The organism is Roseobacter fucihabitans (assembly GCF_014337925.2).
Classification (GTDB): Bacteria; Pseudomonadota; Alphaproteobacteria; order Rhodobacterales; family Rhodobacteraceae; genus Roseobacter; species Roseobacter fucihabitans.
In genome coordinates, this window is the sequence record NZ_CP143423.1 from 1,533,042 (window position 1) to 1,555,472 (window position 22,431).

Consider the following 22,431-nt stretch of genomic DNA (forward strand, 5'->3'; position numbering starts at 1 on the left):
GATGGCTATGCCTGAACCGATTTCATGAAGCGATCCCGGATCACGACAGGGTCCATGGTGATGACCGGCAGCTTGATGTTGCCGCTGTCACATTTCACCACGATCACGGTCATCTTCTTGCTGTCGATGGCCGCTTGCAGCACCTTGCCGGTGTCCACGTCCTTGCAGGTGACGACGTTTTCGCATCCGCACGCAGCAGCGACGGCTTCGAGCTTGGTCTTCTTGCCCGCATAGGTGGGCTGATCGCCGGTCGAGCCATAAGAGCCATTATCGATGATCATCAGGATGTAGTTATCCGCCACGTTGTTGGCAATCGTGGGCAAGGTGCCAAGGTTGGTCAGAACCGAGCCGTCCCCATCAATGGAGATCACGGTTTTGTCTTGCGCAAGCGCCAGGCCAAGACCGATGGAGGAGGATAGACCCATGGTGCCCAACATGTAGAAGTTGGTGGGTTGGTCATCAATCATATGCAGCTCTTGGCTGGGCAGACCGATGTTACAGACGACCAGTTGGTCACGCAGGATAGGCGCGATTTCGCGCAGGATTTCAGAACGTATCATTGGTCGCCGTAGCCTCCCCAGAAGGACGCATCCGTCAGGATCGCCACAGGTTTGTTGCACATGAAAGTGTATTTCAGGATCGCGTCCATCTCATCCGCGTCCGATTCCTTGTGGAAATGATAGGTCGGGATCAGCATCTGTTGCAGCAGCGCCTTGGTATGCACGGCCATTTCGACCTGGCACGCCACCGGCTCGCGCAATTCCCCGCGATAGGAAATCAGCATCGGCAAAGGCATACGGTAGTATTGCGTCAGCGTCGCCAGCGTGTTGATCGTAACCCCGATGGCGGTGTTCTGCATGATGATCGCGGGGCGTTTGCCCCCCATGAAGGCCCCGGCGCATAGGCCCATGCCCTCGTCTTCCTTGTTGGAAGGAATATGGTAGATCTCCGGGCGCGCTTCGACCTCGTCAATGACGCCGGCCAATTGCTTGCAAGGCACGGTGGTGATGAAATCGACGCCATTGGCGACAAAGTCATCCACAATTTTAGTGCTGATGGACACGTGTATACTCCTCGTGTGCGTGAAGTGAATAAAATCAGTATGTTGTCGTGTAAATCTAACGTATTACGTAAACCGAGCAGGGCGCATGGCGTACCACCCGGGACGATGTCGAGCCCAGAAAGTAATCGCTCAATCCTGGCTTGTGAGATCCGATAATGATGCAATCGGCATCGATTTTTTCGGCGTATTCCGTGAGCGTGCGACCCGACGGACCTTGCAGCATCACCGCCTCCACATCACGCGTCCCGGCAATGCGTTCCGCCAGTTTCTGTTTGGCGGCACCAAAGGCATTTTGGATCGCGTCTGCGGGGATAAAGGCGTTGACGGAACTGCTGGGGGCCTCGTGAACGTGAACAGCCAGGATTTCGCCATCATCACCGCGCAGATGGCGCGCCATATCCAGAGCCTCCTTGCTAATGCCATGATCAAGCGCGAGGGCTACGATGATTTTCTTATGCATGTTCGATCCTTTTTTCGTCCGGTTGGGAGCAGTTTACGTCAGCTGGGGTCGGGGGTCAGGATGACTTTTGGGGCTGCGACAGCACCGGCGCGGATGTCCCTGAAAGCGGCGTGACCGTCGCAAAGGGGCCGTTCCTCAATCCAGTCCAGCGCTCCGAGACGACCGTCGAAAATGGCAGCGGCAGTCGCGGCGAAATCCGCCGCAGTATAGGTATAGGTGCCGATGAAGGTGATTTCCTGGAGCGTCATGCGACGCACATCAAGACCGCCCGTCGCTTCGCCCAGACCGATATGCGCGATCACGCCGCCAGTGCGTGCAAGCGCGCTGCATGTCGCACGGGTCGCGGCAAATCCGACGCCATCAATGACAAAATCCACGGACCCCTCTTCGGGCATTGCCGCTTCATCGGGCGCGCAGACTTCAAACCCGGCCACATCCGCAAGGGTCGAGCGGCGCAGCTCGTTTGGTTCCACCACGGTGATGTCGCGCGCGCCCTGAGCGGCCAGCGCCAGAGCCGCACCGACACCGATTGCACCCCCCCCGATGACCGCGCAGCGCAGATGCGACATGTCCCCGCCCAGCACCGATTTGCCCAAACGCACCGCATGCCAGCCACAGGCGATCGGTTCGGACAGCGCCGCATGGGCGAGGGGGACGTGATCCGGGACGGTGATCAGGTTGCGCAGCGGCATGGCGACATATTCGGCAAAGGCCCCTTCGCGCGGTTGCATCGAGATAATCTGGCGGTTGGGGCAGAGGTTTTCGCGTTTGCTGCGGCAAAATTCGCAGGTTTGGCAGGCCACGAGCGGGTTGATCGTGACGCGGCGCCCGTCTTCAGGTCCGCCGGAAATAACACCCGCCGCTTCATGGCCCAGGGTAAGAGGAAAGGGGCGGCGCGCATCATGGCCGAGATAGGCATGCATGTCAGAGCCGCAAATGCCCGAAGCCATCACGCGCACCAGCGCCTCGCCGGTTTGGGGGTCGGGCAGGGGGCGATCCATATAGGTCAGCATCTCGACATCGGTATACACTAGGGCTTTCATTTGGCTGTAAAACCTCCATCGACAAAAAGAGTTTGCCCGGTCACGTAATCGGACGCTTTCGAGCAGAAAAACATCAAGGGTCCGTCCAGATCGCTAGGCTCGCCATTGCGCCCGATGCAGGTTTGATCCGCATTGCGTTGCGCCAGAACCGGGTCGGCAAAAACCGGTCCCGTCAATTCAGTTCTGAAAAAACCGGGTGCAAGGGCGTTGGCGGTGATGCCGTCGCCGGACCAGGCTTCGGCCATGGCGCGTGTCATCTGTTCCACGCCACCCTTGGAGGCTCCGTAGCTGATCCCGCCCGGAAAGGCGCGGCGCGATTGCAGCGAGGCAAAATTTATGATCCGTCCCCACCCGTGATGTTTCATACCCACAGCCATCGCCTGCGCCAGGAAAAACGGTGCAGCCAGGTTGAGGTTCAGCGTCACATCCCAGCCCTCATCCGTTACATCATCGGCTTTCTGGCGGGTGTTGATCCCCGCCGCATTGATCAGGATGTGGATGTCACCAAACGGCTTGGCGGCGTCGCGTGCCACATCGCGCAGGATTTTGCGGTCCGATAGATCCGCAATCAGGCTGGCGGTGTCACCCGGCGTATTTTCACGCCAGCTTTCCAGTTCCTCACCGCGCCGTGCCAGCCCAACAACACGCGCCCCGGCACCGGCCAAAAGACTGGCCGCCTGGCGACCCAGGCCACTGCTGGCCCCGGTCACGCAGACATTCAACCCGGTGATATCAAAGAGCGGTTGCATGGTCTCAATCTTCCGGCGAGAGGTCGAAATTCTCGTTCGGGAAGTATTTATGCAGCCGTGCATCGGCGGTGCGTGCATGGCCTTCCATTCCTTCAAGACGCGAAATCCGGGCGGTGGCCACGGCAACCGGCTTGGCACCATCGCGGGTTGCGCGCTGCCATGTCACGATTTTCATGTATTTGTGCACAGACAGACCACCAGTGTATTTGGCCGATTGCGAGGTGGGCAGCACGTGGTTGGTCCCGGAAGCCTTGTCGCCGAAAGCCACGGTGGTTTCCTCCCCGAGAAACAGCGAGCCGTAGCATTGCAAACGTTCCAGCCACCACGGCAGGTCTGCGGCTTGCACCGTCAGGTGCTCGGGGGCGTAATCATCCGAACAGGCGGCCATTTCTTCGCGGTCCGCGCAGACGATGACTTCGGCGTAATCGCGCCAGGCCGCTTCGGCGTTGGTGCGGTTCAATTCGGGCAGGTCCGCGATCAGGCCGGGCACAAGTTCCATGACCTTCTCTGCAAGCGCGCGGCTGTCGGTTACCAACCAGACGGGTGAATTATACCCGTGCTCTGCCTGGCCCACCAGATCGGTCGCAGCGATGAAGGGATCCGCGTCCTTATCCGCAAGGATCAGGCTATCGGTGGGGCCTGCGATCATATCAATGCCGACGCGCCCAAACAGGATGCGCTTGGCTTCGGCCACAAACTGGTTGCCCGGACCGACCAGGATATCGGCCTTTGGCAGCCCGAAAAGGCCGAATGTCATGGCGGCCACACCCTGCACACCACCCATAGAGAGGATGTTATCGGCACCGCACAGGTTTGCAGCATAAACGATCGCGGGGTTGATACCGACGTCCGGGCGGGGCGGGGAACAAGCGGTGATGTGCTGGCAGCCGGCAACCTTGGCAGTGGTCACGGTCATGATTGCGCTGGCGATATGGCTATACCGTCCACCGGGGACATAGCAGCCAGCGGCCCGGCAAGGGATCGCTTTTTGACCGGCGATAAGACCGGGAACGATCTCCAGTTCAACGTCCTTCATGGTGGATTTCTGGGTTTCAGCGAACCGGCGCACGTTGTCATGCGCGAAGGCGATATCGTCTTTGAGCTTTTGGGACACCAGATCAGAGGCCGCTGCGATCTCTTCTGCACTCAGCAGGATGCTACCCTGATAATTATCAAATTTCTCGGCGTATTTCAAAGCTGCCGCGTCACCGCCCGCCTCGATGTCGTTGAGAATGTTCTGAACGGTTTCACGCACATCACCGGCGTCTGTCATCGCGGTTTTGGCGGCTTTTTTAAGATACTCACGTGCCATCGTCAGGGGTCCTATTCATTTAGTTCGTTTGGAAGGTGATTTGAAAAACGTTTTCAAGCGCTTGGGAAGGCCGGATTGTCAGGGTCCGAGTCCATGCGCCCTGTCCGGCGCGTCGTTGATAAAAGCTGCACGACAGACCATCTGGGAAACCATATTGATCTGGCGTCCGATCGCCTAATGCGCATGGCTGAGATCGAAGGTGCGATCCAACGCCCTTCACGGCTGGTTTCTCTATGTATTCTAGGGTTTGCAAGTCCAGAGTCCCATGTCTTTGAAAAGGGTCGGCGTCGCATTTATTATCTCTTCGTTAATCTTCTGTAAGCGCTTACATCGATTCTTGCAAGAGATTTAATTTAGTGTTTTCCAATTAGAGGGGAAGCGCATAAGCTGGCTCGACCGGGTCAGGATGGCGGGAGGCGACACAGCCGATGAACAAAAGAACTGCTCCCACTCTCGAGGATGTCGCGCGGATGGCGAAGGTGTCCACGGCGAGCATTTCACGCGCCCTCAATGATCCGGACAAGGTCTCCAAAACCACGCGGGAGCGCATTGAAAAGGCGATTGACGCGCTGGGCTATACGCCTCATTTTGGCGGACGCGTGCTGGCCATGAGCCGGACCAACACGGTGGGTGCGATTATCCCCAGCATGGCGAACGCCATGTTTGCCAGCGGCTTGCAAGCCTTTCAGGAGGTTCTGGCGGAGGCCGGTGTGAACATGTTGGTGGCGAGTACCGGCTATGATCCCCAGCAGGAATTGCGTCAGATCAAATCGCTGATGGCGCGCGGGGCGGATGGGTTGTTGTTGATCGGCAGTGAGCGCCCGCCCCAGACGCGGGACTTCTTGATGAAACGTCATGTGCCCTATGTCCTGTCATGGTGTTTCAAGCCGGGTGATGATCAGCTTTGCGTCGGTTTTGACAATCATCAAGCCGCCTATGATGCCACCTCGCAGGTCCTGGCCAAGGGGCACCGGCGGATAGCGATGATTTGCGGTGTGCGCGCGGGCAATGACCGGGCGCAAGATCGGTATGATGGCGTCCGCACAGCGATTGAGGATTTTGGTGCGCCGGCTGCTTTGGTCCAGGTTTGTGAGGCAAAATACCGCCTTGAATATGGCGCGGAGGCTTTTGCGGCGATCATGTCCGGCAACAGGGCGGCGACGGCAGTGATTTGCGGCAATGACGTTCTGGCGGCAGGTGCTTTGATGCGGGCGCGTGATCTTGGCATTGATGTGCCGGGGCAGGTGTCGTTGATTGGGTTTGACGACATCGGATTGGCCAGCGTCGTCACCCCGCCGCTGGCGACGGTGCGTGTGCCACAAATCGAAATGGGGCGCCATGCCGCGCGGGTTTTATTGGCGCGTCTGTCCGGCGGCACCCAGCCGGAAAGCGTCCAATTGCCCGCCGATTTTATCCACCGCGCCTCGCTGGCCGCGCCCCCGGATTGAAATCCGTCCTGAACGGTTCGATTGCGCGCGCCTTGGCTTGACATAACGGCGTTCTGGCTTTCTGTGTGGGGCAAACATATTGAAGGATGATTGTTATGCGCACCCGAGCTGCTGTTGCTGTTTCTGCTGGCCAGCCATTGGAGATCATGGAGGTGAACCTTGAAGGTCCGCGTGCGGGCGAGGTTCTGGTGGAGATCAAGGCCACGGGTCTGTGCCATACGGATGAATTCACGCGTTCGGGCGATGATCCTGAGGGGATTTTCCCGGCCATTCTGGGCCATGAGGGCGCGGGCGTGGTGATCGAGATCGGCGAAGGCGTCACCAGCCTGGAGGTGGGCGATCACGTGATCCCGCTTTATACGCCGGAATGTCGCGAGTGTGACTATTGTCTGAACCCCAAAACCAACCTCTGCCAGTCGATCCGCAGCACGCAGGGTCAGGGGCTGTTGCCCGATGGCTCCACGCGGTTTTCGATGCTGGATGGCACGCCGATCCACCATTACATGGGCTGCTCGACCTTCGCCAATCACACGGTTGTGCCCGAAATCGCGCTGGCCAAAGTGCGCAAGGACGCGCCTTTTGACAAGATTTGCTACATCGGCTGCGGCGTGACCACGGGCATCGGGGCGGTGATTAACACGGCAAAGGTTGAGATTGGGTCAACGGCGGCTGTTTTCGGGCTGGGCGGCATCGGGTTGAACGTGATCCAGGGTCTGCGGCTGGCGGGCGCGGATCAGATCATCGGCGTGGATCTCAACGATGCCAAGATCGAGATGGCGACGCATTTCGGCATGACCGATTTCGTGAACCCGTCCAAGGTGGAGGGCGATCTGGTCGCGCATCTGGTCGAACTCTCGGGCGGGGGCTGTGATTATACGTTCGACGCAACCGGCAATGTGGGTGTGATGCGCACGGCTTTGGAGGCCGCGCATAAGGGCTGGGGCGAGAGCATCATCATCGGCGTGGCCCCGGCGGGGGCGGAGATTTCGACGCGTCCCTTCCAGCTGGTGACCGGGCGCAGCTGGCGCGGCACGGCGTTTGGCGGGGCATCGGGGCGCACGGATGTGCCCAAGATTGTCGATTGGTACATGGACGGCAAGATCGAGATCGACCCGATGATCACGCATAAGCTGACGCTCGATGAGATCAACCACGGGTTTGATCTGATGCATAAGGGCGAGAGCATCCGGGCCGTGGTGGAGTTTTAGGGATGGAATTCCTGCCCACCGGACGCCGTCGGCTGAGAGGCCATAAACATGGATCTGATTGTCAATGGCATTGCGCACTGCGGATGATATGCGGCTCTGGCCAGGCGGCGGGCAACCCGGTTGGTTTGACTGATTCTACACGCTCACAAGGCCAAGGCCGGACACGGCCTTGAGCTGATCCAATACCGCGTCAACGCCCTCGCCGTGGCGCAATGCGGCAAAGACAAACGGCCGTCCCGCGCGCATTTTCGTCGCATCCCGCGCCATGACCTCCAATGATGCCCCGACATGGGGCGCAAGATCGGTCTTGTTGATGATGAGGATGTCCGAGCGGGTGATCGCAGGCCCGCCTTTGCGCGGGATTTCTTCGCCCGCCGCCACGTCGATCACATAGAGCGTCACATCCGCCAGTTCCGGCGAGAAGGTCGCGCTCAGGTTGTCACCGCCGCTCTCGATCAGAATGGCCTCGATGTCGGGGTGACGCACTTGCATTTCGGCGACGGCGGCAAGGTTGATCGAGGCATCTTCGCGGATCGCCGTATGCGGGCAGCCGCCGGTTTCAACGCCGATGATCCGGTCACGCGGCAGGATTTGCATCCGCATCAAGGCCTCGGCGTCTTCCTGCGTATAGATGTCATTGGTGATCACGCCGATGGAATGCTGCGGGCTCAGCGCGCGCGCCAAGCAGGCGGCCAGCGTTGTTTTGCCAGCCCCGACAGGACCACCGATACCGATACGAAGAGGGCCGTTCAACTGGGTCATGTGCGAAATACCTTTGAGTATTGGGTTTCGTGCTGCATCGCTGCGATGTCCCCGGCAAAGCAGTGAGAGGCCAAATCGCTCAGAGGTGTGTCGACAGCCTCTTGCGCGGTGGATTGGATGAGCGGTACCAATCTTGCCAGCAATGCCTGGCCCTCGGTTTGACCCAGCGGGATCAGTCGCACGGCGGCGGAGATCAGATTGGCCGCAAAGGCATGCAGGTACATGCGCGCTGTAAGGGCAAGCGGGATGTGATGGATGCAAGCGGCATGTCCCACAGCCACGGGATAGGTCAATGCGCCAAGCTTGGTGTTCCAGACCGCATCAAGGGTTCGGCAAAACGCGCCGCCCTGTTGATCCGTTTCCAGCAGGCGCTCGGCGCTGGCGGCAAAGGCGCGAGACACTGTATCGGCTTCATGCGTCACATTGAGATCGAGGCTATAGGATGCGGATAATAATACGATATCTGTTCTGCCACTGCCGTGTTTGATCAGATCGACAAGCCATATTTCCAGATCCTGGATGGAGCGTATTTCACCCGTTTCGATCACAGTTTCCAGCCCGTGGGAATAGGCGAAGGCACCAACCGGAAAGCCGGGGGACAGCCATTGCGTCAGGGTCATGACCGCATCAGTGCTCATGCGAATGCGCTGTATCGGGTCCGTGTTGCGCGCCGTGATCATGCCCATGCGTGCGACCATGCCCATAGGCACCACCCTCAGGCGTGAAGGGCAAAGTGACCGCGCGAACATGCGCGCCCAATTGCGCGAGCATCTGCGCCATGACGTGGTTTTGCTGGATGAACAGGCGTGTGTCCTCAATCTGGCAAGGCGTGTGGCGATTGCCGATGTGCCAGGCGATGCGGTGCAGACCCTGCCCGGTGATTTCCAGCAAGGGTTCGGGTGCCGCACAGATACCTATCCGTAAACCATCGTTTGTTTCCAGCGCATCGCCATCCATCAGCGAGGTCGTTTTGGGCAAATCGACCAGAACCTCCAGACCGCTTTGTGTCTTTAGCATTTTGCGGCGCAGAAACCGCGCGTCGTAATCGAGCGTGACGTGGTCCGTGACGTCATGGGCGTTCGGAACCACCTTCTGTGCTGTCGGTATCATTTCAGGCCTCAAAACAGGAAATAGCGTTGCGCCATAGGCAGGATTTCAGCGGGCTGGCAGGTCAATAATTCACCATCCGCGCGGACCTCATAGGTCTCGGGATTGACCTCGATCTGGGGCAGGGCGTCGTTCAGGATCAGGTCCTTTTTGCCGATGTTGCGCGTGTTCTTCACCGCGATCACATCCTTGTTCAACCCCAATGTCTTGCCGATCCCCGCGGCTTCGGCTGCGGCACTCACAAAGGTGACGGCGGAGCGCTCAACCGCCCGGCCAAAGCTGCCAAACATGGGGCGCGTATAAACCGGTTGCGGCGTCGGGATGGAGGCATTGGGATCACCCATCTGCGCACAAACGATGGTGCCCGCCATCAGAACCATCTCAGGCTTCACCCCAAAAAACGCGGGGTTCCAGAGCACCAGATCCGCGCGCTTGCCCACTTCAATCGAGCCGATTTCGTGGCTGATCCCATGCGCAATCGCCGGGTTGATCGTATATTTCGCAATATAGCGGCGCACGCGGAAATTATCGTTTTCGCCGACCTCCTCGGCCAGACGCCCGCGTTGCTTGCGCATCTTATCCGCCGTTTGCCAGGTGCGGATCAACACTTCGCCGACGCGGCCCATCGCCTGGCTGTCCGAGGCGATGATCGAAAAGGCCCCCATATCATGCAGGATATCTTCGGCGGCGATGGTTTCGCGCCGGATGCGGCTTTCGGCAAAGGCCACGTCCTCGGGGATGGATTTATCCAGATGATGGCAGACCATCAGCATGTCCAGATGCTCTTCGAGTGTGTTTACGGTGAAGGGGCGGGTTGGATTGGTTGAGGAGGGCAAGACATTGGCATCACCGCATATTTTGATGATGTCCGGCGCGTGCCCCCCGCCCGCGCCCTCGGTGTGAAAGGCGTGGATCGTGCGGCCCTTCATCGCGGCCACGGTGTTCTCCACAAAGCCGCTTTCATTGAGCGTATCGGTGTGGATCATCACTTGAACGTCCATGTCATCGGCCACGGAGAGACAGCAATCAATCGCGCCGGGGGTGGTGCCCCAATCCTCGTGCAGCTTCATCGCACAGGCACCGCCCTCAATCATTTCCACCAATGCTTCGGGCTGGCTCGCGTTGCCCTTGCCCGACAGGCCGATGTTCATTGCGAACCCGTCAACCGATTGCAGCATGCGCCCGATATGCCAGGGGCCCGGCGTGCAGGTCGTGGCCAATGTCCCATGTGCCGGACCCGTGCCACCGCCCAGCATTGTGGTCACGCCGGAATGCAGCGCGTCCTCGATCTGTTGCGGACAGATGAAATGGATGTGGCTGTCAAACCCGCCTGCGGTCAGGATTTTGCCTTCTCCGGCAATGGCTTCGGTGCCGGGGCCGATGATGATATCGACACCCGGTTGCGTGTCCGGATTGCCTGCCTTGCCGATTTTATGGATGCGCCCGTCTTTGAGGCCGACATCGGCCTTATAGATGCCGGTATGATCCACGATCAGCGCGTTGGTGATGACCGTATCGACCGCGCCGCCTGCGCGCGTGACTTGGCTTTGGCCCATCCCGTCGCGGATTACCTTGCCGCCGCCAAACTTGACCTCCTCGCCGTAGGTCGTCAGATCGCGCTCGACCTCAATCACTAGGTCGGTATCGGCCAGGCGAACCCGATCCCCGGTCGTGGGGCCGAACATGGCGGCGTAGCTGGAACGCGAGATCGTTGCGGGCATACGGATCAGTCCTTCTTGAATTCAGGATCGATGGGAACTTGAAGAGCGTTGACCAAACCATTGGTTTGCATGGCTATTCCGATCACGCTCAATAACTCACCATATTGCTCGGGTGTCATACCCTTGGCCCTTGCGGCGGCTGTGTGAGAATGTACGCAATACTCACAGCCATTTGCCGCAGAGACCGCAACATAGATCATCTCCTTAACCAGCGGGTCGAGCGTCCCCGATCCCATCACGTGTTTCAACCGGTCCCAGGTGGCCGCGAGCAAGGCCGGATCATTGGCCAGCGCGCGCCAGAAGTTATTGATGAAATCCGTGCCGCGCGTGGCTCGGATGTCGTTGAAGACGGCCAGCACCTCTGCGCTGGCCGTATCGTCGGATATCAACGAAACTGTTGCCATCATACCATCGCAAAGATGCGCGCGGGACCACCGGTGCCACCGACGTGGTTTGGCGCGCCAACGACCAGCGTTGCCCCCGCGGCGGGCACTTGATCCAAACCGGCGAGGTTTTCGATGCCATAGCGACCCGCCGGCAACCACGCGTAATGCGTCGCGAAATCGGGCGAGGGGCCGTGATCGAGCGACAGCGTATCGACCGCCATGGCCGCTGCCGTGGTTTCTTCCAGCAACATCTGAGTTGCCTCAACATGAAAACCGGGGAAATGCTTCACGCCGTCGGCGTCATTGCCCACATAATCGGGGCTTGCAGTCTTGCCCGCCCAGCCGGAATGCATCGCGATACAGGCGCGGTCGGGGATTGCGCCATGGGCGGCAATCCAGGCCTTCAGATCATCCGGTGTTACCTGCGCATCAGCGTTTTCGGCGGATTTGGCGGCGATGTCGATGACGCAAAGCGGCACCACCAGATCGCTTACCGGAATTTCATCCACCGAATTGCCATCCGCCGAAAAATGCAGAGGCGCATCGACATGGGTGGCCGTGTGCTCATTTATGCTCAGGTTCATCAGGTTGAAACCATGTTCGGCAAAATTGAACTGCTGCTCCATCGAGATGCCGGGGACGCCGAAAAACGTGGGGAATTCGGGGCTAAGCTTATGGGTCATGTCGAACACGCCGCCGTGGCCCGCCGCCATCGCCGCGGGTGCCGTCGCCATGCCGCCCAGCGTGGCCGCCGCTCCGACCGCAGCGCTGGCCTTGAACAGGTCGCGCCTTGAAAGCATACGTTCTTTCACCGAATTGATCACACAGATATCACACATGGTCGTTCCTCCTCCAAGGGGCGGGCGATCTCAAAGATCTCCCATGACGTGTTGGTTGAAGCCAAAAACGCGACGTTTCCCCGAAAGCGGGATCAATTGAACCTCGCGCCGCTGGCCCGGCTCAAAGCGTACCGCCGTCCCGGCTGCAATATCAAGCCGCATGCCGCGCGCCGCTGTGCGATCAAACTCCAGCGCCGGGTTGCTTTCGGCGAAATGGTAATGGCTGCCGACCTGCACGGGCCGGTCGCCGGTATTGGCGACCATCAGGGTGATGACTTGCGCGCTTTCGTTCAACGTGATGTCGCCTGTTGCGGGCATGATTTCACCGGGGATCATCGCGGCCTCCTATCGGATCGGGTTGTGGACGGTCACCAGTTTGGTGCCATCGGGAAAGGTCGCCTCGACCTGCACATCGTGGATCATCTCCGGCACACCTTGCATGCATTGATCACGGGTGATTACGGCGGCCCCGGCCTGCATCATATCGGCGACGGATCGCCCGTCACGTGCACCCTCGACAACCGCGTCCGTAATCAGGGCAATGGCCTCGGGGTAGTTCAATTTCACGCCGCGCGCCAAACGCTTGCGGGCAACCTCGGCGGCCATGGCCACCAGCAGCTTGTCTTTTTCACGCGGGGTCAGTTGCACGTTTTACAGTCTCCAGCTTTGGGGCAATTTGTTGTCGCTGAGCCGATCAAGGATGGGCAGCAGGGTTTTGCGCAGCCCATAGCCGTCCTCGCCCAGCAAGCGCGCGACCAGAACGCCGGGGCGCAGCAGGCTTGCGCCCCCCTTCGGCCCCAGCATGTCGCGCACCGGTGCGAGATGGCCCTCGGCCTCTGGCGTCACGAACACGATGCTTGCCATGGCGCCTGCGCCGCCCGCGATGGCCGGTCGCTCCAGCATCGCCGCCACATCACCGTGCAAAGACAGACCGTCGCGATAAAGGATGTCGCCCGCTTGCCGGATGCTGATCCGATCCTCAAAACGCACATCGTGCAGCTCTTCGCCCATCGCGCGGCGTCCGAACAGGATGGGTTCAACCATCAGGAACCGCGCGCCTGCGGCCAGATCAACGTCGAGGCTGCGGCGTAGCGCGCAGCCCTCAAAAAGGATGGTTTCCTGCGGCAACCAATCAAGCCGCGCATCCGCCGCAACCTTTAATCGGGTGCCCAGATGTCCGGTCTGGCCCGGTTGGGAGCGATAGGCGCGCTCGGCTGCTTGCGTCGTCACGCAAAGATGTGACCCATCCCCGGCCGTCGCGGATAGGGTAAAATCATCGCCACCGGTAATACCGCCAGCCGTATTGATCAGGATCGCCTCAAGCGGACCGGCGCGGCGCGGGAACAGCAGTTTGAACGCACCGGATTGGTGCAGGTCATCGATATGCGAATGACCGGCGCGCTGTTTGCTGGATACCATCGCGGTGCCAATCGCGCGGGGCTGGTCCAGCAAGGTGGGGGTTCGCATCAGCACAGCTCAGGCCTTGATCATCATGAAAACATCCGCAAAACGTCACATGCGCCGAAGGTGTTGGCTATGGCTGCGGGCACCATCGGTGATCCGCTTCCAGTATTTGCTCGAAACTTAAGCGTTGTGCCTGCGAAAGCAGCAGCTACGGTTTTGAGGCCGCCGTGCAGGGTGTTGTAATTTGCGCGTCAGAATGCCCCGCTACTGACGATCACCCTGGGTGTGTCCGGGCCGTGATCCAGCCGCCAGATATGATCGGCCATCGCACGCGGAAAAGCTTTGGTCACCAGCGGATCATGACCCGGCACGATTAATTCGCGCTTTGAGGCCAACCGCGCCAGAATATCGAACCCATCGAGCATGTTTTGCAGGTCCACAACAATCGGGAAGGGTTTGCGGGCAAAGACGTTTTCGTAATAATGCGCCGCATCCGAGGCCAGCACCATCCAACCCGCAGCCGTGCGCACCCGCACCGCCTGCAAACCGCGCGAATGACCCCCGATGCAATGCACGCTCACCCCTTCGGCCACCGCACCGTCCCCCTCGTGAAACACCACCTGGCCCGAATAAAGCCGCTTGACCGCCTCACAAATATGCCCCGCCGTAAAAGGCATGCGCAGCGTGTCGTGACACATGCAAGGCCCTGTGGCATAGGCCATCTCCGCCACCTGCATGTGCAATTTCGCGTTGGGAAAAAGATGCAAGCCGCCCGCGTGATCATAGTGCAGATGCGTAACGATCACGCAGGTGATGTCCTCGGGCTTCAAGCCCAGCGGCGCAAGCGAGGCCGCCGGGTCCTGGCGGATCGGGCGATCCCGCAAGGAAGCCTCAGCGGCATCATAGCCGGTGTCGACAAGGATGACCTCCGCACCGCGCCGCAGCACCCACATGAAATAATCCATCGGATGGGGGGCATCGTGGTTGTCATCGAAAATGAAACTGTCCCGACGCGTGCGGCTGTTGCGATCCGCATATTTGACGGCAAAGACCTCCCAATCGTTCATTGGCGTACCGATGTGTAGGTTTTGACGGATTTTTCGGCGATCATGGCGGCGGTTGCCTTATCGAAGGCCTGGAAATGGAGGGTGGAGAGATGCGCCCTGAACGCGGCTTCGTCACTATAGAGTTCGTAGAGGAATACCTCATCGGGGCGCGCGGGATCGGTGGCGATGTCAAACCGGTGGCACCCCGGCTCATCGGCAAGCGAGGTTGCCGCATTCTGCTGCATCAAGGGCATGAACTGTGCAAAATGCTCGGGTGGAATGGAAAAGGTAACGACAACTGCGAACATGATATTCCTTGCTTGTGAGGGCTTTCAAATCAACGTATGCATTAATGCATACATTAAATGCGCGATTGGCGTCATCCCAAATCTGACCTTGATCGTTTCGCCCATTACCAAAGACCAAGGGATTGCAAAGATCAATGAAAGATAACTTCGACATTGCTGTTTTTCACGGCGACGGAATAGGGCCGGAAATCATGGCTCCGACGTTGGATATCCTGCGCGATCTGGCCAGCCTTGGGGGGTATCGGTTATCGTTTCATGACTGCGCGGCGGGGGCGGCGCATTACGCCAAGACAGGGGAGTCGTTGCCCGCCATGTCGATGCAGACCGCGCGCCAGTCCGATGCGATCTTATTGTCTGCAATGGGGCTCCCATCGGTGCGGTATAAGGATGGCACTGAAATTTCACCGCAGATCGAGCTGCGCAAGGCCTTGAACCTCTTTGCTGGTGTGCGCCCGGTGCGTATTTTTCCCGGACAAAAGACACCCCTGAACATGCCCGAAGGCCGTGAGGTGGATTTCGTTCTGATCCGCGAAAGTACCGAAGGGCTGTTTCATACGCAGGGGCGGGGCGAGGTGTCCCAAAACGAGGCCCGCGAAACGCTTCTGATCACGCGTGAGACCTCGGAGCTTTTGTTCAGGTTTGCCTTCAACCTGGCACGCGAACGCAAGGCCGCCGGGCGCGGCAAAGGGCTTGTGACCTGTGTGGACAAGGCCAATGTCTTTCGCGCCTTCGCGTTTTTCCGCGAGATCTTTGATGCGCAAGCCGCGAACTATCCCGATCTGCAAAACGATCACGCCTATGTCGATGCGATGGCGCTCTGGTTTGTGCAGCGGCCCTGGGATTTTGATGTTCTGGTCACCGAAAACATGTTTGGTGACATTCTCTCCGATCTGGGGGCCGGTCTGATGGGGGGGCTGGGTGTGGCACCTTCCGCCGATATCGGGTTGCATCACGCGGTGTTCCAGCCCTGCCACGGCTCGGCGCCCGATATCGCGGGGCAGGGGATTGCGAACCCGCTGGCGATGATCCTGTCGGCGGCGATGATGCTGGAATGGCTGGGGCTGCGTGAAGGCCATGCGCGGATGGCGGCGGATGGGGCGCAACTGCGCGATGCGACCGAGGCGGTGATTGCGCAGGGCGATGTGTTGACCGGTGATCTTGGAGGCTCTGCGCGCACGCTTGAAGCTGCGGGGGCCGTCAGCGCGGCCCTGAAGGGGGCATGATGGCGCGCGCGCCGCTGCGTGTCGCCTGCGTCGGGGCGGGATATTTCAGCCAGTTCAATTACGGCGCATGGGCGCGTCTGAATGAGGTCACCTGTGTGGGAGCCGCCGATCACGATATCGCGCGGGCAAAAGCCACCGGTCTGCCCGCCTTTGACGATCTGGGTGACATGCTGGCCCGCACAAGCCCCGATATCCTAGACATTATCCTGCCGCCCATGGCCCATCATGCGGCCGTTTCCACCGCTGTGACGGCGGGTATCAAAACGATCATCTGCCAGAAACCGTTTTGTCAGGATCTCAGGGAGGCAACGGCGCTGGTGGCACTGGCCAAGCAGCATGGCGCGCGGCTGGTGATCCATGAGAATTTCCGTTTCATGCCGTGGTACCGCGCGATCAAGACCGAAATTGACGCCGGGCGCATCGGCACGCCCTTGCAGGCCAGTTTCCGTCTGCGCCCCGGTGACGGGCAGGGCGCGCGGGCTTATCTCGACCGCCAGCCCTATTTCCAGCAGATGCCGCGCTTCCTGATCCATGAAACGGGTGTGCATTGGGTTGACACCTTCCGGTTTCTCTTTGGCAACCCATTGGCGGTCTATGCAGACCTGCGCCGTATCAATCCGGCGATCCGGGGCGAGGATGCGGGCTTCGTGATTTTCGATCACCCCGCAGGCGTGCGCACGCTCTTTGATGGCAACCGCCATTGCGACCACCGCGCTGACAATCAGCGCCGCACGATGGGAGAGGCGTTTTTCGAGGGCAGCGACGGGGTTTTGACGCTTTTGGGCGATGGCAGTGTTACTTTCCGTGGGCAGGGCGACATGGCGCAGGAAACGGTTTTGCCGCCTGATACCCGGGAGGGATTTGGCGGGGATTGTGTTTATCATCTGCAACATCACGTGGTCCGTGCGCTGTTGGACAATGCCCCACTGGAGAATGAGGCGCGCGATTATCTGGAAGTGATCCGGATCAAGGATGCGATCTACGCCTCCGCCGAAACGGGCCGGAAAATCGACCTTTTTGAGGCTGGCGCGTAGCGATTATATCACCACTCGATCGCGCTTGCGGTTGATCTCGCGGATGACGCTGTAAACCGTGGCGCGCGACGTCTTGGCATTGTCCGGCGAGGCGGCGTTTTCGATTGTCATGGAAAAACGCCCGGCGGGGCTTTCCACACTACAGCTGTGACAATTGCCTGTGGCTGCGGGGTCCGCGATCAATGCCACACGCGTGGCCTCAAACCCCGCGCCAGCAAGGGCGAGGGTTGCGGCGACATTGGCGTTTTTGGGATAGGATGTGGCGGCCTTGCGGGCATTCCCCTCAAAGAAGACATGCGCCTCGCGCAACCCATCAAGATCACAGGCCTGCGCCGCTGGCGTTCCGGCCCATGCGGCGGGGGGCTTGGTGCCGCGGTAGGTGACGTTTACCCCGCCCGCCAAGGCCAGAGCCGACAAAAGGTCAATGCCGCCGATAGCCCCCGAGGGCAGGATCAGTTGCGCATTGCCAGCCTGAGCGGCTTGTTGCAAGCGCTGTGCCAAATCGGAATCGGCCATGGCACCGATGGAAACAAGAACAAGATCAAACCCCGCGTGCAGCACCGCGACCCCGGCCTCTGCAACGGCGTGATGTCCGGCGCATTCCACCACCAGATCCGGGGCACCCTGCAAAAGATCTGACAGCTGGTCGGTCACCTGAACCACAGGGGCCGCGTGCTTGAGAGCGGCGTCGTCCTGCGCCCGGCCAAGCGATGTCGGCCGCACCAGGACCGTCAGACGGGCAACCGGGCGCTCTGCGAGCCATGCCACGGTCGATTGTGCGATATTGCCATATCCGATAAGTGCCAGATGCATGCCGGTTCCCCCGTTTTAACGGCTTTTATATGCCACATTTTGCCGATTATATGCCACATTTTGCCGATGTGCGATGTGGTTGAAAAACCGCGGTTCCAGGGAGGCGGCCAGAACCGATGGCGAAACCCGTTTTATAGTGCAACGATATGGCACATAGTGAACAGATGTTTTTGCCCTGGTGCAGAGATCATAGATGGAGATTGAACACATGGCGCAAAAAGTTGCGGTCATCGGCTTGGGCTCGATGGGTTTCGGAATTGCAGCTTCACTGCTGCGGGCGGGGCATGAAACCTTTGGTTTCGATGTCAGCGCGGCACGGGTGGCGGATTTCATAGCTCAAGGGGGGGCTGTGGGCGATCTCTCCGAAGTTGCGGGTGATCTGGATGCGGTGGTCGTCGTGGTGCTCAATGCCGCGCAAACCGAGGATGTGCTATTTGGCGCAGAAGGCGTCGTGCCAAGGCTCAAGCCCGGCGCGGTCGTGCTGGCTTGTGCCACGGTCGCGCCCGACGTGGCGCGCCGCCTGGCCGCCCACGCCTCAGAGCATGGCGTGCAATATATCGACGGGCCGATTTCTGGCGGGGCGGTGAAGGCGGCTGCGGGCCAGCTCTCGGTCATGGCCTCCGGCAGTACGGCGGCATTTGCAGCCGCGCGCCCCGTGCTGGATGCCATCGCGCAGACGGTGTTTGAATTGGGCGATGAGGCGGGTGCCGGATCGGCCATGAAGGCCGTCAATCAAATGCTCGCGGGCGTTCACATCGCGACCATGGCCGAAGCCTTGACCTTTGGCATGACCCAAGGGATCAGCCCGGATAAATTCGTTGAGGTGATCAGTAAATGCGCCGGTACCAGCTGGATGCTGGAAAACCGCGCGCCCCATATCGTGGCGGGTGATTACACGCCCCATAGCGCGGTCAATATCTGGCTCAAGGATCTCGGGATCGTGCTGGATATCGCCAAAGGTGACAATTTCAGCGCGCCAATTACTGCCGCCGCCTTGCAGCAATTCATCGCCGCCGCCGGGCAGGGCTTGGGCGGTGAGGATGATGCCGCCGTGGCCAAGGTTTATGCCCGAAACGCGGGATTGAAACTGCCGGGCGCGCAATCATGACAGGGTACGCAATGAACGGAACGGGGTATTCATGACAACGCTTCTGGGCTGTATCGCCGATGATTTTACCGGGGCCACGGATCTGGCCGGATTGCTGGCGCGCAGCGGGGTAAAGGTCTCGCTGCGCATCGGTGTGCCTGCTGAACCGCCCAAGGATACCGCCGCCTTTGAGGTCATCGCGCTGAAATCGCGCACTGCGCCTGTGGACGCGGCGGTGGCTGAATGTCGCGCCGCGCTCGCGTGGTTGCAGGCGGCAGGAGCCAAGCGGTTTTTCTGGAAGTATTGCTCGACCTTTGACAGCACAGCGCAGGGTAATATCGGACCCGTGGCGGAGGCGCTGATGCGCGACATTGACACCGCGCAGACGATCTATTGCCCTGCATTCCCCGAAAACGGGCGGTCAATCTTCATGGGCAATCTCTTTGTGGGACAACAACCGCTGAATGAAAGCCCGATGAAGGATCACCCGTTGACCCCGATGCGGGACAGCAACCTGATGCGCTTGCTGAGCCCCCAGGTGACCCAGCCGGTCGGTCTGGTGGACCGCTTGACCGTGGCGCGCGGGGCAGGGGCCATCAAGGCCGCCCTTGCGCAATTGGCGGATCAGAACATCGCGCATGTGGTGGTGGATGCGGTGGCGGATGCGGACCTTGTGCAGATCGCGTCGGCTTGTCGGGATATGCCGTTGATGACGGGCGGCAGTGCTGTGGCGATGCCGCTGCCGGATCTTTATGTGCAGGACGGATTGTTGAGCCGTGAGGCAGCACAGGCACAGGTCCACAAGGTCGATCCGGGGGCGGTTATCCTGTCAGGCAGTTGTTCGGCAATGACCCGGAGCCAGGTCGCGCAATATTGCCGGACCGCGCCGGGGTTTCGCCTTGATCCGCTGGCGTTGGCGCAGGAGGGGGCTGGACCAGCACTGGCTTGGCTCGCGGCGCAGACGTTGGAGACCACCCCCATACTCTATGCGACGGCGGAACCGGATGAGGTGCGCCGCGCGCAACACGCGCTTGGCACCGCCCGCGCGGGTGACATCGTCGAAGACGCCCTGGCGCAGATCGCCCTGGCCGCATTGGAGCGCGGCAGGCGTCGTTTCGTTGTGGCGGGCGGGGAAACATCAGGGGCGGTCACCAAGGCGCTGGGCGTGGACCGGCTTGATATCGGGGCGGAAATTGCGCCGGGTGTGCCCTGGACCTATTGCCAAAGCGGCGGACATTCTATCGCGCTGGCGCTGAAATCTGGGAATTTTGGGGCGGTGGATTTCTTTGCTGAGGCGCTGGCCTGTCTGGAGGCCACATGAGCCCGGACAGCGCCCTGCGCGAAGACATTTGCAGGCTGGCCAAATCGCTCTTTGAGCGCGGGCTGACCGGGGGCAGCACCGGCAATATCTCCGCGCGCACCCAGGACGGTGGTTTGCTGGTCTCACCGACGAGCACAAGCTTCGGCAGGCTCGATCCCGCGCGCCTCAGCCATTTCGACCCCACAGGGGCGTTGATCGAAGGCGACCCGCCCACAAAGGAAATGCCATTGCATTCCGCGTTTTACGATACACGCAGCACGGCAGGGGCGGTGGTGCATCTGCATTCCTGCCACGCCGTTGCCTGGTCGATGATGCCCGGCGTGGACCCCGATAACTTCCTGCCGCCGATGACGCCCTATGCGATCATGAAGCTGGGACGGGTCAAGCTGCTGCCATTTTATCGCCCCGGTGATCCGGCCATGGGGGCGGCGGTGCGCGGGCTGGCAGGCAAGCGTAGCGCGGTCATGCTGGCCAATCACGGGCCGGTGGTTGCGGGCAAGGATGTCGAGGCCGCCTGCAATGCCATCGAGGAACTCGAAGACACCGCGCGGCTGGCCATGTTGATGCGCGGCTTTGACGCGCGGATGCTGAGCGCGGGCCAAATCAATGACGTGGTGACGCATTTTGAAGTGGAGTGGGACGCATGATCCGCTTTTCGGCCAACCTTGGGTTTTTATGGGCGGATCGCGCGCTGCCTGACGCTATCCGCGCCGCTCATGCGGCGGGGTTTGATGCGGTGGAATGTCACTGGCCCTATGCCTTCGCGGCTGCGGATGTGGTCGCGGCGCTTGAGGACACCGGATTGACGATGCTGGGGTTGAACACGCGGCGGGGCGATGTGGCGGGGGGCGAGAACGGGCTGTCGGCGCTGCCCGGGCGCGCCGCAGAGGCGCGGGCGGCCATTGATGAAGCACTCGCCTATGCCGACCAAACGCGGACCGGTGCCGTGCATGTCATGGCGGGTTTCGCGCAGGGTGCTCAGGCCGCCGCTTGTTTCGAGGCCAACCTGGAGTATGCCTGCACGCAGGCGGCTCCGTTGGGCATCACGATCCTGATCGAACCGCTCAACCATTATGATGCGCCGGGGTATTTCCTGAGCACGACGCGGCAGGCAGAAGACATCATTGCGCGCGTTGTGCGTCCCAACCTCAAGCTGATGTTTGATTGCTATCATGTGCAACTGATGGAGGGGGATCTGTCGCACCGTCTGACCCGATTGCAGCCTCTGATCGGTCATATTCAATTTGCCAGCGTGCCTGACCGGGGCACACCGGATCACGGCGAGATCAACTATCAGCATATCTTCGAGGTGATCGAAAACATGGGCTATGACCGCCCGCTCGGGGCGGAATATAAATCAAACCTGCCAAGCGATCAGACCTTGCAATGGATGCAAGCCTACAGAGGTTGAGGGTGCGGTGGCGGGGAATCGTCAAGCGGATGCGCCTGTTTCTCAGTCCCACCGGAGGGGCGAAAAATTGGCTTTGCCGGTAGAGATAAAACAGCCCTGCGGGCGAGGGTGCTATTTGGAGCCGCCTCACCAGGGTCCTCGCGCTCGTGAGGCACGCACCCTGGTTGAAAAATGATCATGGCGGTAGTTTTTTAACTCACGCAATACATTAATAAAGCTCAATAGTGAACTGTTATATATAGAATTAAATTCCATAAAACGCCATCCTGATCGCGCATAGAGCACCGATATTCTGACGGTGAAAGAACCCGCTATCCTGCACCCACGCCAGAAAACCTCACCGCATCCAAAGCGCTTCGAAGGTTGGTGTCACCCCTATGGCACCGCCGCTGGCAAAAGAAATTCTTGACTGAGAAGGTTAATGGAACGTTTACTCATAGTTGAATTTACGACTTTATTTCCGACGCTTCGGGGTTTTTCCACATGTATTCCTTGCTCAAGGCGCTTTCGTTCAAAGACGTTCTGGAGCGCGAGTTCATTCCGTTTCTGGCGGCTCTGATTGTTGCGCAGCTCTACTTTAAATGGGGCAGCTTCGCGTTAGAGCTTGTGGGCTTTATTTTTACCTGGCTGGTGCTTGGCTTCGTTTTGCAGAAAATTCTGAGCGCAATCCGTAAGTAAAGATCCGC

At 59.9% G+C, this 22,431-nt stretch carries 27 protein-coding genes; 9 read left to right on the forward strand and 18 right to left on the reverse strand.

The window, feature by feature from the left end; translation table 11 throughout:
- Positions 1–5: 5 nt before the first annotated feature.
- The 6 genes from comE to hisD are packed head-to-tail and all read right to left on the reverse strand — an operon-like array spanning position 6 to position 4,627.
- Positions 6–560: a sulfopyruvate decarboxylase subunit beta gene (gene comE / locus ROLI_RS07600; RefSeq protein WP_187429800.1), complete on the reverse strand. Its 555-nt coding sequence runs from the start codon at positions 558–560 to the stop codon at positions 6–8.
- A complete protein-coding gene (gene comD / locus ROLI_RS07605) occupies positions 557–1,063 on the reverse strand; it encodes a sulfopyruvate decarboxylase subunit alpha (protein WP_187429799.1) in 507 nt (168 codons plus the stop codon). The genes comE and comD overlap by 4 nt, the downstream gene beginning before the upstream one ends.
- Positions 1,064–1,118: 55 nt before the next feature.
- Positions 1,119–1,523: a universal stress protein gene (locus ROLI_RS07610; RefSeq protein WP_187429798.1), complete on the reverse strand. Its 405-nt coding sequence runs from the start codon at positions 1,521–1,523 to the stop codon at positions 1,119–1,121.
- 38 nt (positions 1,524–1,561) lie between these two features.
- On the reverse strand, positions 1,562–2,566 hold the full coding sequence (locus tag ROLI_RS07615; RefSeq protein ID WP_187429797.1) for an alcohol dehydrogenase catalytic domain-containing protein: 1,005 nt from the start codon (positions 2,564–2,566) through the stop codon (positions 1,562–1,564).
- Entirely contained in the window at positions 2,563–3,315 is a 753-nt protein-coding gene (locus ROLI_RS07620; RefSeq protein WP_187429796.1) for an SDR family NAD(P)-dependent oxidoreductase, read from the reverse strand. The genes ROLI_RS07615 and ROLI_RS07620 overlap by 4 nt, the downstream gene beginning before the upstream one ends.
- Before the next feature lie 4 nt (positions 3,316–3,319).
- Positions 3,320–4,627: a histidinol dehydrogenase gene (gene hisD / locus ROLI_RS07625; RefSeq protein ID WP_187429795.1), complete on the reverse strand. Its 1,308-nt coding sequence runs from the start codon at positions 4,625–4,627 to the stop codon at positions 3,320–3,322.
- Between the two features lie 428 nt (positions 4,628–5,055).
- Here hisD and ROLI_RS07630 point away from each other — a divergent pair, with 428 nt between their 5' ends.
- Entirely contained in the window at positions 5,056–6,075 is a 1,020-nt protein-coding gene (locus tag ROLI_RS07630; protein ID WP_187429794.1) for a LacI family DNA-binding transcriptional regulator, read from the forward strand.
- Between the two features lie 95 nt (positions 6,076–6,170).
- Entirely contained in the window at positions 6,171–7,283 is a 1,113-nt protein-coding gene (locus ROLI_RS07635) for an S-(hydroxymethyl)glutathione dehydrogenase/class III alcohol dehydrogenase (RefSeq protein ID WP_187429793.1), read from the forward strand.
- A gap of 135 nt (positions 7,284–7,418) precedes the next feature.
- Here the strand turns inward: ROLI_RS07635 and ureG are convergent, their stop codons facing one another.
- The 11 genes from ureG to ROLI_RS07690 form a co-directional block, all read right to left on the reverse strand.
- A complete protein-coding gene (gene ureG, locus ROLI_RS07640) occupies positions 7,419–8,045 on the reverse strand; it encodes an urease accessory protein UreG (RefSeq protein WP_187429792.1) in 627 nt (208 codons plus the stop codon).
- Positions 8,042–8,749 carry an urease accessory protein UreF gene (locus tag ROLI_RS07645; RefSeq protein ID WP_316247436.1) on the reverse strand — a complete coding sequence of 236 codons (708 nt, stop codon included), beginning with the start codon at positions 8,747–8,749 and terminating at the stop codon, positions 8,042–8,044. The genes ureG and ROLI_RS07645 overlap by 4 nt, the downstream gene beginning before the upstream one ends.
- On the reverse strand, positions 8,673–9,155 hold the full coding sequence (locus tag ROLI_RS07650) for an urease accessory protein UreE (protein WP_187429791.1): 483 nt from the start codon (positions 9,153–9,155) through the stop codon (positions 8,673–8,675). The genes ROLI_RS07645 and ROLI_RS07650 overlap by 77 nt, the downstream gene beginning before the upstream one ends.
- A gap of 8 nt (positions 9,156–9,163) precedes the next feature.
- Positions 9,164–10,873: an urease subunit alpha gene (gene ureC, locus ROLI_RS07655; RefSeq protein WP_187429790.1), complete on the reverse strand. Its 1,710-nt coding sequence runs from the start codon at positions 10,871–10,873 to the stop codon at positions 9,164–9,166.
- Between the two features lie 5 nt (positions 10,874–10,878).
- Positions 10,879–11,277 (reverse strand): carboxymuconolactone decarboxylase family protein, encoded by a 399-nt coding sequence (locus ROLI_RS07660; RefSeq protein ID WP_187429835.1) that lies wholly within the window; start codon positions 11,275–11,277, stop codon positions 10,879–10,881.
- Entirely contained in the window at positions 11,277–12,098 is an 822-nt protein-coding gene (locus tag ROLI_RS07665) for a cyclase family protein (RefSeq protein WP_187429789.1), read from the reverse strand. The genes ROLI_RS07660 and ROLI_RS07665 overlap by 1 nt, the downstream gene beginning before the upstream one ends.
- A 30-nt stretch (positions 12,099–12,128) precedes the next feature.
- Positions 12,129–12,434, reverse strand: coding sequence for an urease subunit beta (locus tag ROLI_RS07670; RefSeq protein ID WP_187429788.1), 306 nt, complete (start codon positions 12,432–12,434; stop codon positions 12,129–12,131).
- Between the two features lie 9 nt (positions 12,435–12,443).
- Positions 12,444–12,746, reverse strand: coding sequence for an urease subunit gamma (locus tag ROLI_RS07675; RefSeq protein ID WP_187429787.1), 303 nt, complete (start codon positions 12,744–12,746; stop codon positions 12,444–12,446).
- A gap of 3 nt (positions 12,747–12,749) precedes the next feature.
- Positions 12,750–13,565: an urease accessory protein UreD gene (locus ROLI_RS07680; protein WP_187429786.1), complete on the reverse strand. Its 816-nt coding sequence runs from the start codon at positions 13,563–13,565 to the stop codon at positions 12,750–12,752.
- Positions 13,566–13,753: 188 nt separating this feature from the next.
- Positions 13,754–14,569 carry an N-acyl homoserine lactonase family protein gene (locus ROLI_RS07685; protein ID WP_187429785.1) on the reverse strand — a complete coding sequence of 272 codons (816 nt, stop codon included), beginning with the start codon at positions 14,567–14,569 and terminating at the stop codon, positions 13,754–13,756.
- Positions 14,566–14,856, reverse strand: coding sequence for a putative quinol monooxygenase (locus tag ROLI_RS07690; protein ID WP_187429784.1), 291 nt, complete (start codon positions 14,854–14,856; stop codon positions 14,566–14,568). The genes ROLI_RS07685 and ROLI_RS07690 overlap by 4 nt, the downstream gene beginning before the upstream one ends.
- A 134-nt stretch (positions 14,857–14,990) precedes the next feature.
- On the opposite strand from ROLI_RS07690, the gene ROLI_RS07695 reads away from it, so the two are divergent.
- Both ROLI_RS07695 and ROLI_RS07700 read left to right on the forward strand, forming a co-directional pair.
- Complete coding sequence (locus tag ROLI_RS07695; protein WP_187429783.1) at positions 14,991–16,079, forward strand: isocitrate/isopropylmalate dehydrogenase family protein; 1,089 nt, start codon at positions 14,991–14,993, stop codon at positions 16,077–16,079.
- Positions 16,079–17,113: a Gfo/Idh/MocA family protein gene (locus ROLI_RS07700; protein WP_222869486.1), complete on the forward strand. Its 1,035-nt coding sequence runs from the start codon at positions 16,079–16,081 to the stop codon at positions 17,111–17,113. Before ROLI_RS07695 ends, ROLI_RS07700 begins: the two co-directional genes overlap by 1 nt.
- Positions 17,114–17,116: 3 nt before the next feature.
- Here the strand turns inward: ROLI_RS07700 and ROLI_RS07705 are convergent, their stop codons facing one another.
- Complete coding sequence (locus ROLI_RS07705) at positions 17,117–17,926, reverse strand: aspartate dehydrogenase (RefSeq protein WP_187429781.1); 810 nt, start codon at positions 17,924–17,926, stop codon at positions 17,117–17,119.
- A 208-nt stretch (positions 17,927–18,134) separates the two neighbouring features.
- Between ROLI_RS07705 and ltnD the strand changes: the two genes are divergently transcribed.
- The 5 genes from ltnD (at position 18,135) to ROLI_RS07730 (ending at position 22,423) form a co-directional block, all read left to right on the forward strand.
- Positions 18,135–19,034: an L-threonate dehydrogenase gene (gene ltnD / locus ROLI_RS07710; RefSeq protein ID WP_262386483.1), complete on the forward strand. Its 900-nt coding sequence runs from the start codon at positions 18,135–18,137 to the stop codon at positions 19,032–19,034.
- 31 nt (positions 19,035–19,065) lie between these two features.
- On the forward strand, positions 19,066–20,334 hold the full coding sequence (gene otnK, locus ROLI_RS07715; RefSeq protein WP_187429779.1) for a 3-oxo-tetronate kinase: 1,269 nt from the start codon (positions 19,066–19,068) through the stop codon (positions 20,332–20,334).
- On the forward strand, positions 20,331–20,981 hold the full coding sequence (locus ROLI_RS07720) for an aldolase (RefSeq protein ID WP_187429778.1): 651 nt from the start codon (positions 20,331–20,333) through the stop codon (positions 20,979–20,981). The genes otnK and ROLI_RS07720 overlap by 4 nt, the downstream gene beginning before the upstream one ends.
- The gene (locus tag ROLI_RS07725) at positions 20,981–21,745 is read left to right on the forward strand and encodes a TIM barrel protein (protein WP_187429834.1); all 765 of its coding nucleotides are present in this window, start codon (positions 20,981–20,983) and stop codon (positions 21,743–21,745) included. The genes ROLI_RS07720 and ROLI_RS07725 overlap by 1 nt, the downstream gene beginning before the upstream one ends.
- Before the next feature lie 483 nt (positions 21,746–22,228).
- Entirely contained in the window at positions 22,229–22,423 is a 195-nt protein-coding gene (locus ROLI_RS07730; protein WP_187429777.1) for a hypothetical protein, read from the forward strand.
- Positions 22,424–22,431: the final 8 nt, after the last annotated feature.

Excerpts from the sequence above, each read along its gene's own strand:
- ROLI_RS07635 (WP_187429793.1), top strand. The coding sequence starts at position 6,171 with ATGCGCACCCGAGCTGCTGTTGCTGTTTCTGCTGGCCAGCCATTGGAG.
- comE (WP_187429800.1), bottom strand. The coding sequence starts at position 560 with ATGATACGTTCTGAAATCCTGCGCGAAATCGCGCCTATCCTGCGTGAC.
- ROLI_RS07685 (WP_187429785.1), bottom strand. The coding sequence starts at position 14,569 with ATGAACGATTGGGAGGTCTTTGCCGTCAAATATGCGGATCGCAACAGC.
- ROLI_RS07670 (WP_187429788.1), bottom strand. The coding sequence starts at position 12,434 with ATGATCCCCGGTGAAATCATGCCCGCAACAGGCGACATCACGTTGAAC.
- ROLI_RS07615 (WP_187429797.1), bottom strand. The coding sequence starts at position 2,566 with ATGAAAGCCCTAGTGTATACCGATGTCGAGATGCTGACCTATATGGAT.
- ROLI_RS07705 (WP_187429781.1), bottom strand. The coding sequence starts at position 17,926 with ATGCATCTGGCACTTATCGGATATGGCAATATCGCACAATCGACCGTG.
- ltnD (WP_262386483.1), top strand. The coding sequence starts at position 18,135 with ATGGCGCAAAAAGTTGCGGTCATCGGCTTGGGCTCGATGGGTTTCGGA.
- ureG (WP_187429792.1), bottom strand. The coding sequence starts at position 8,045 with ATGACCCAGTTGAACGGCCCTCTTCGTATCGGTATCGGTGGTCCTGTC.
- ROLI_RS07665 (WP_187429789.1), bottom strand. The coding sequence starts at position 12,098 with ATGTGTGATATCTGTGTGATCAATTCGGTGAAAGAACGTATGCTTTCA.
- ROLI_RS07695 (WP_187429783.1), top strand. The coding sequence starts at position 14,991 with ATGAAAGATAACTTCGACATTGCTGTTTTTCACGGCGACGGAATAGGG.
- ROLI_RS07610 (WP_187429798.1), bottom strand. The coding sequence starts at position 1,523 with ATGCATAAGAAAATCATCGTAGCCCTCGCGCTTGATCATGGCATTAGC.
- ROLI_RS07680 (WP_187429786.1), bottom strand. The coding sequence starts at position 13,565 with ATGCGAACCCCCACCTTGCTGGACCAGCCCCGCGCGATTGGCACCGCG.
- ROLI_RS07700 (WP_222869486.1), top strand. The coding sequence starts at position 16,079 with ATGGCGCGCGCGCCGCTGCGTGTCGCCTGCGTCGGGGCGGGATATTTC.
- ROLI_RS07630 (WP_187429794.1), top strand. The coding sequence starts at position 5,056 with ATGAACAAAAGAACTGCTCCCACTCTCGAGGATGTCGCGCGGATGGCG.
- ROLI_RS07650 (WP_187429791.1), bottom strand. The coding sequence starts at position 9,155 with ATGATACCGACAGCACAGAAGGTGGTTCCGAACGCCCATGACGTCACG.
- ROLI_RS07645 (WP_316247436.1), bottom strand. The coding sequence starts at position 8,749 with ATGGGCATGGTCGCACGCATGGGCATGATCACGGCGCGCAACACGGAC.
- hisD (WP_187429795.1), bottom strand. The coding sequence starts at position 4,627 with ATGGCACGTGAGTATCTTAAAAAAGCCGCCAAAACCGCGATGACAGAC.
- ROLI_RS07660 (WP_187429835.1), bottom strand. The coding sequence starts at position 11,277 with ATGGCAACAGTTTCGTTGATATCCGACGATACGGCCAGCGCAGAGGTG.
- ureC (WP_187429790.1), bottom strand. The coding sequence starts at position 10,873 with ATGCCCGCAACGATCTCGCGTTCCAGCTACGCCGCCATGTTCGGCCCC.
- otnK (WP_187429779.1), top strand. The coding sequence starts at position 19,066 with ATGACAACGCTTCTGGGCTGTATCGCCGATGATTTTACCGGGGCCACG.
- ROLI_RS07690 (WP_187429784.1), bottom strand. The coding sequence starts at position 14,856 with ATGTTCGCAGTTGTCGTTACCTTTTCCATTCCACCCGAGCATTTTGCA.
- ROLI_RS07620 (WP_187429796.1), bottom strand. The coding sequence starts at position 3,315 with ATGCAACCGCTCTTTGATATCACCGGGTTGAATGTCTGCGTGACCGGG.
- ROLI_RS07720 (WP_187429778.1), top strand. The coding sequence starts at position 20,331 with ATGAGCCCGGACAGCGCCCTGCGCGAAGACATTTGCAGGCTGGCCAAA.
- ROLI_RS07730 (WP_187429777.1), top strand. The coding sequence starts at position 22,229 with ATGTATTCCTTGCTCAAGGCGCTTTCGTTCAAAGACGTTCTGGAGCGC.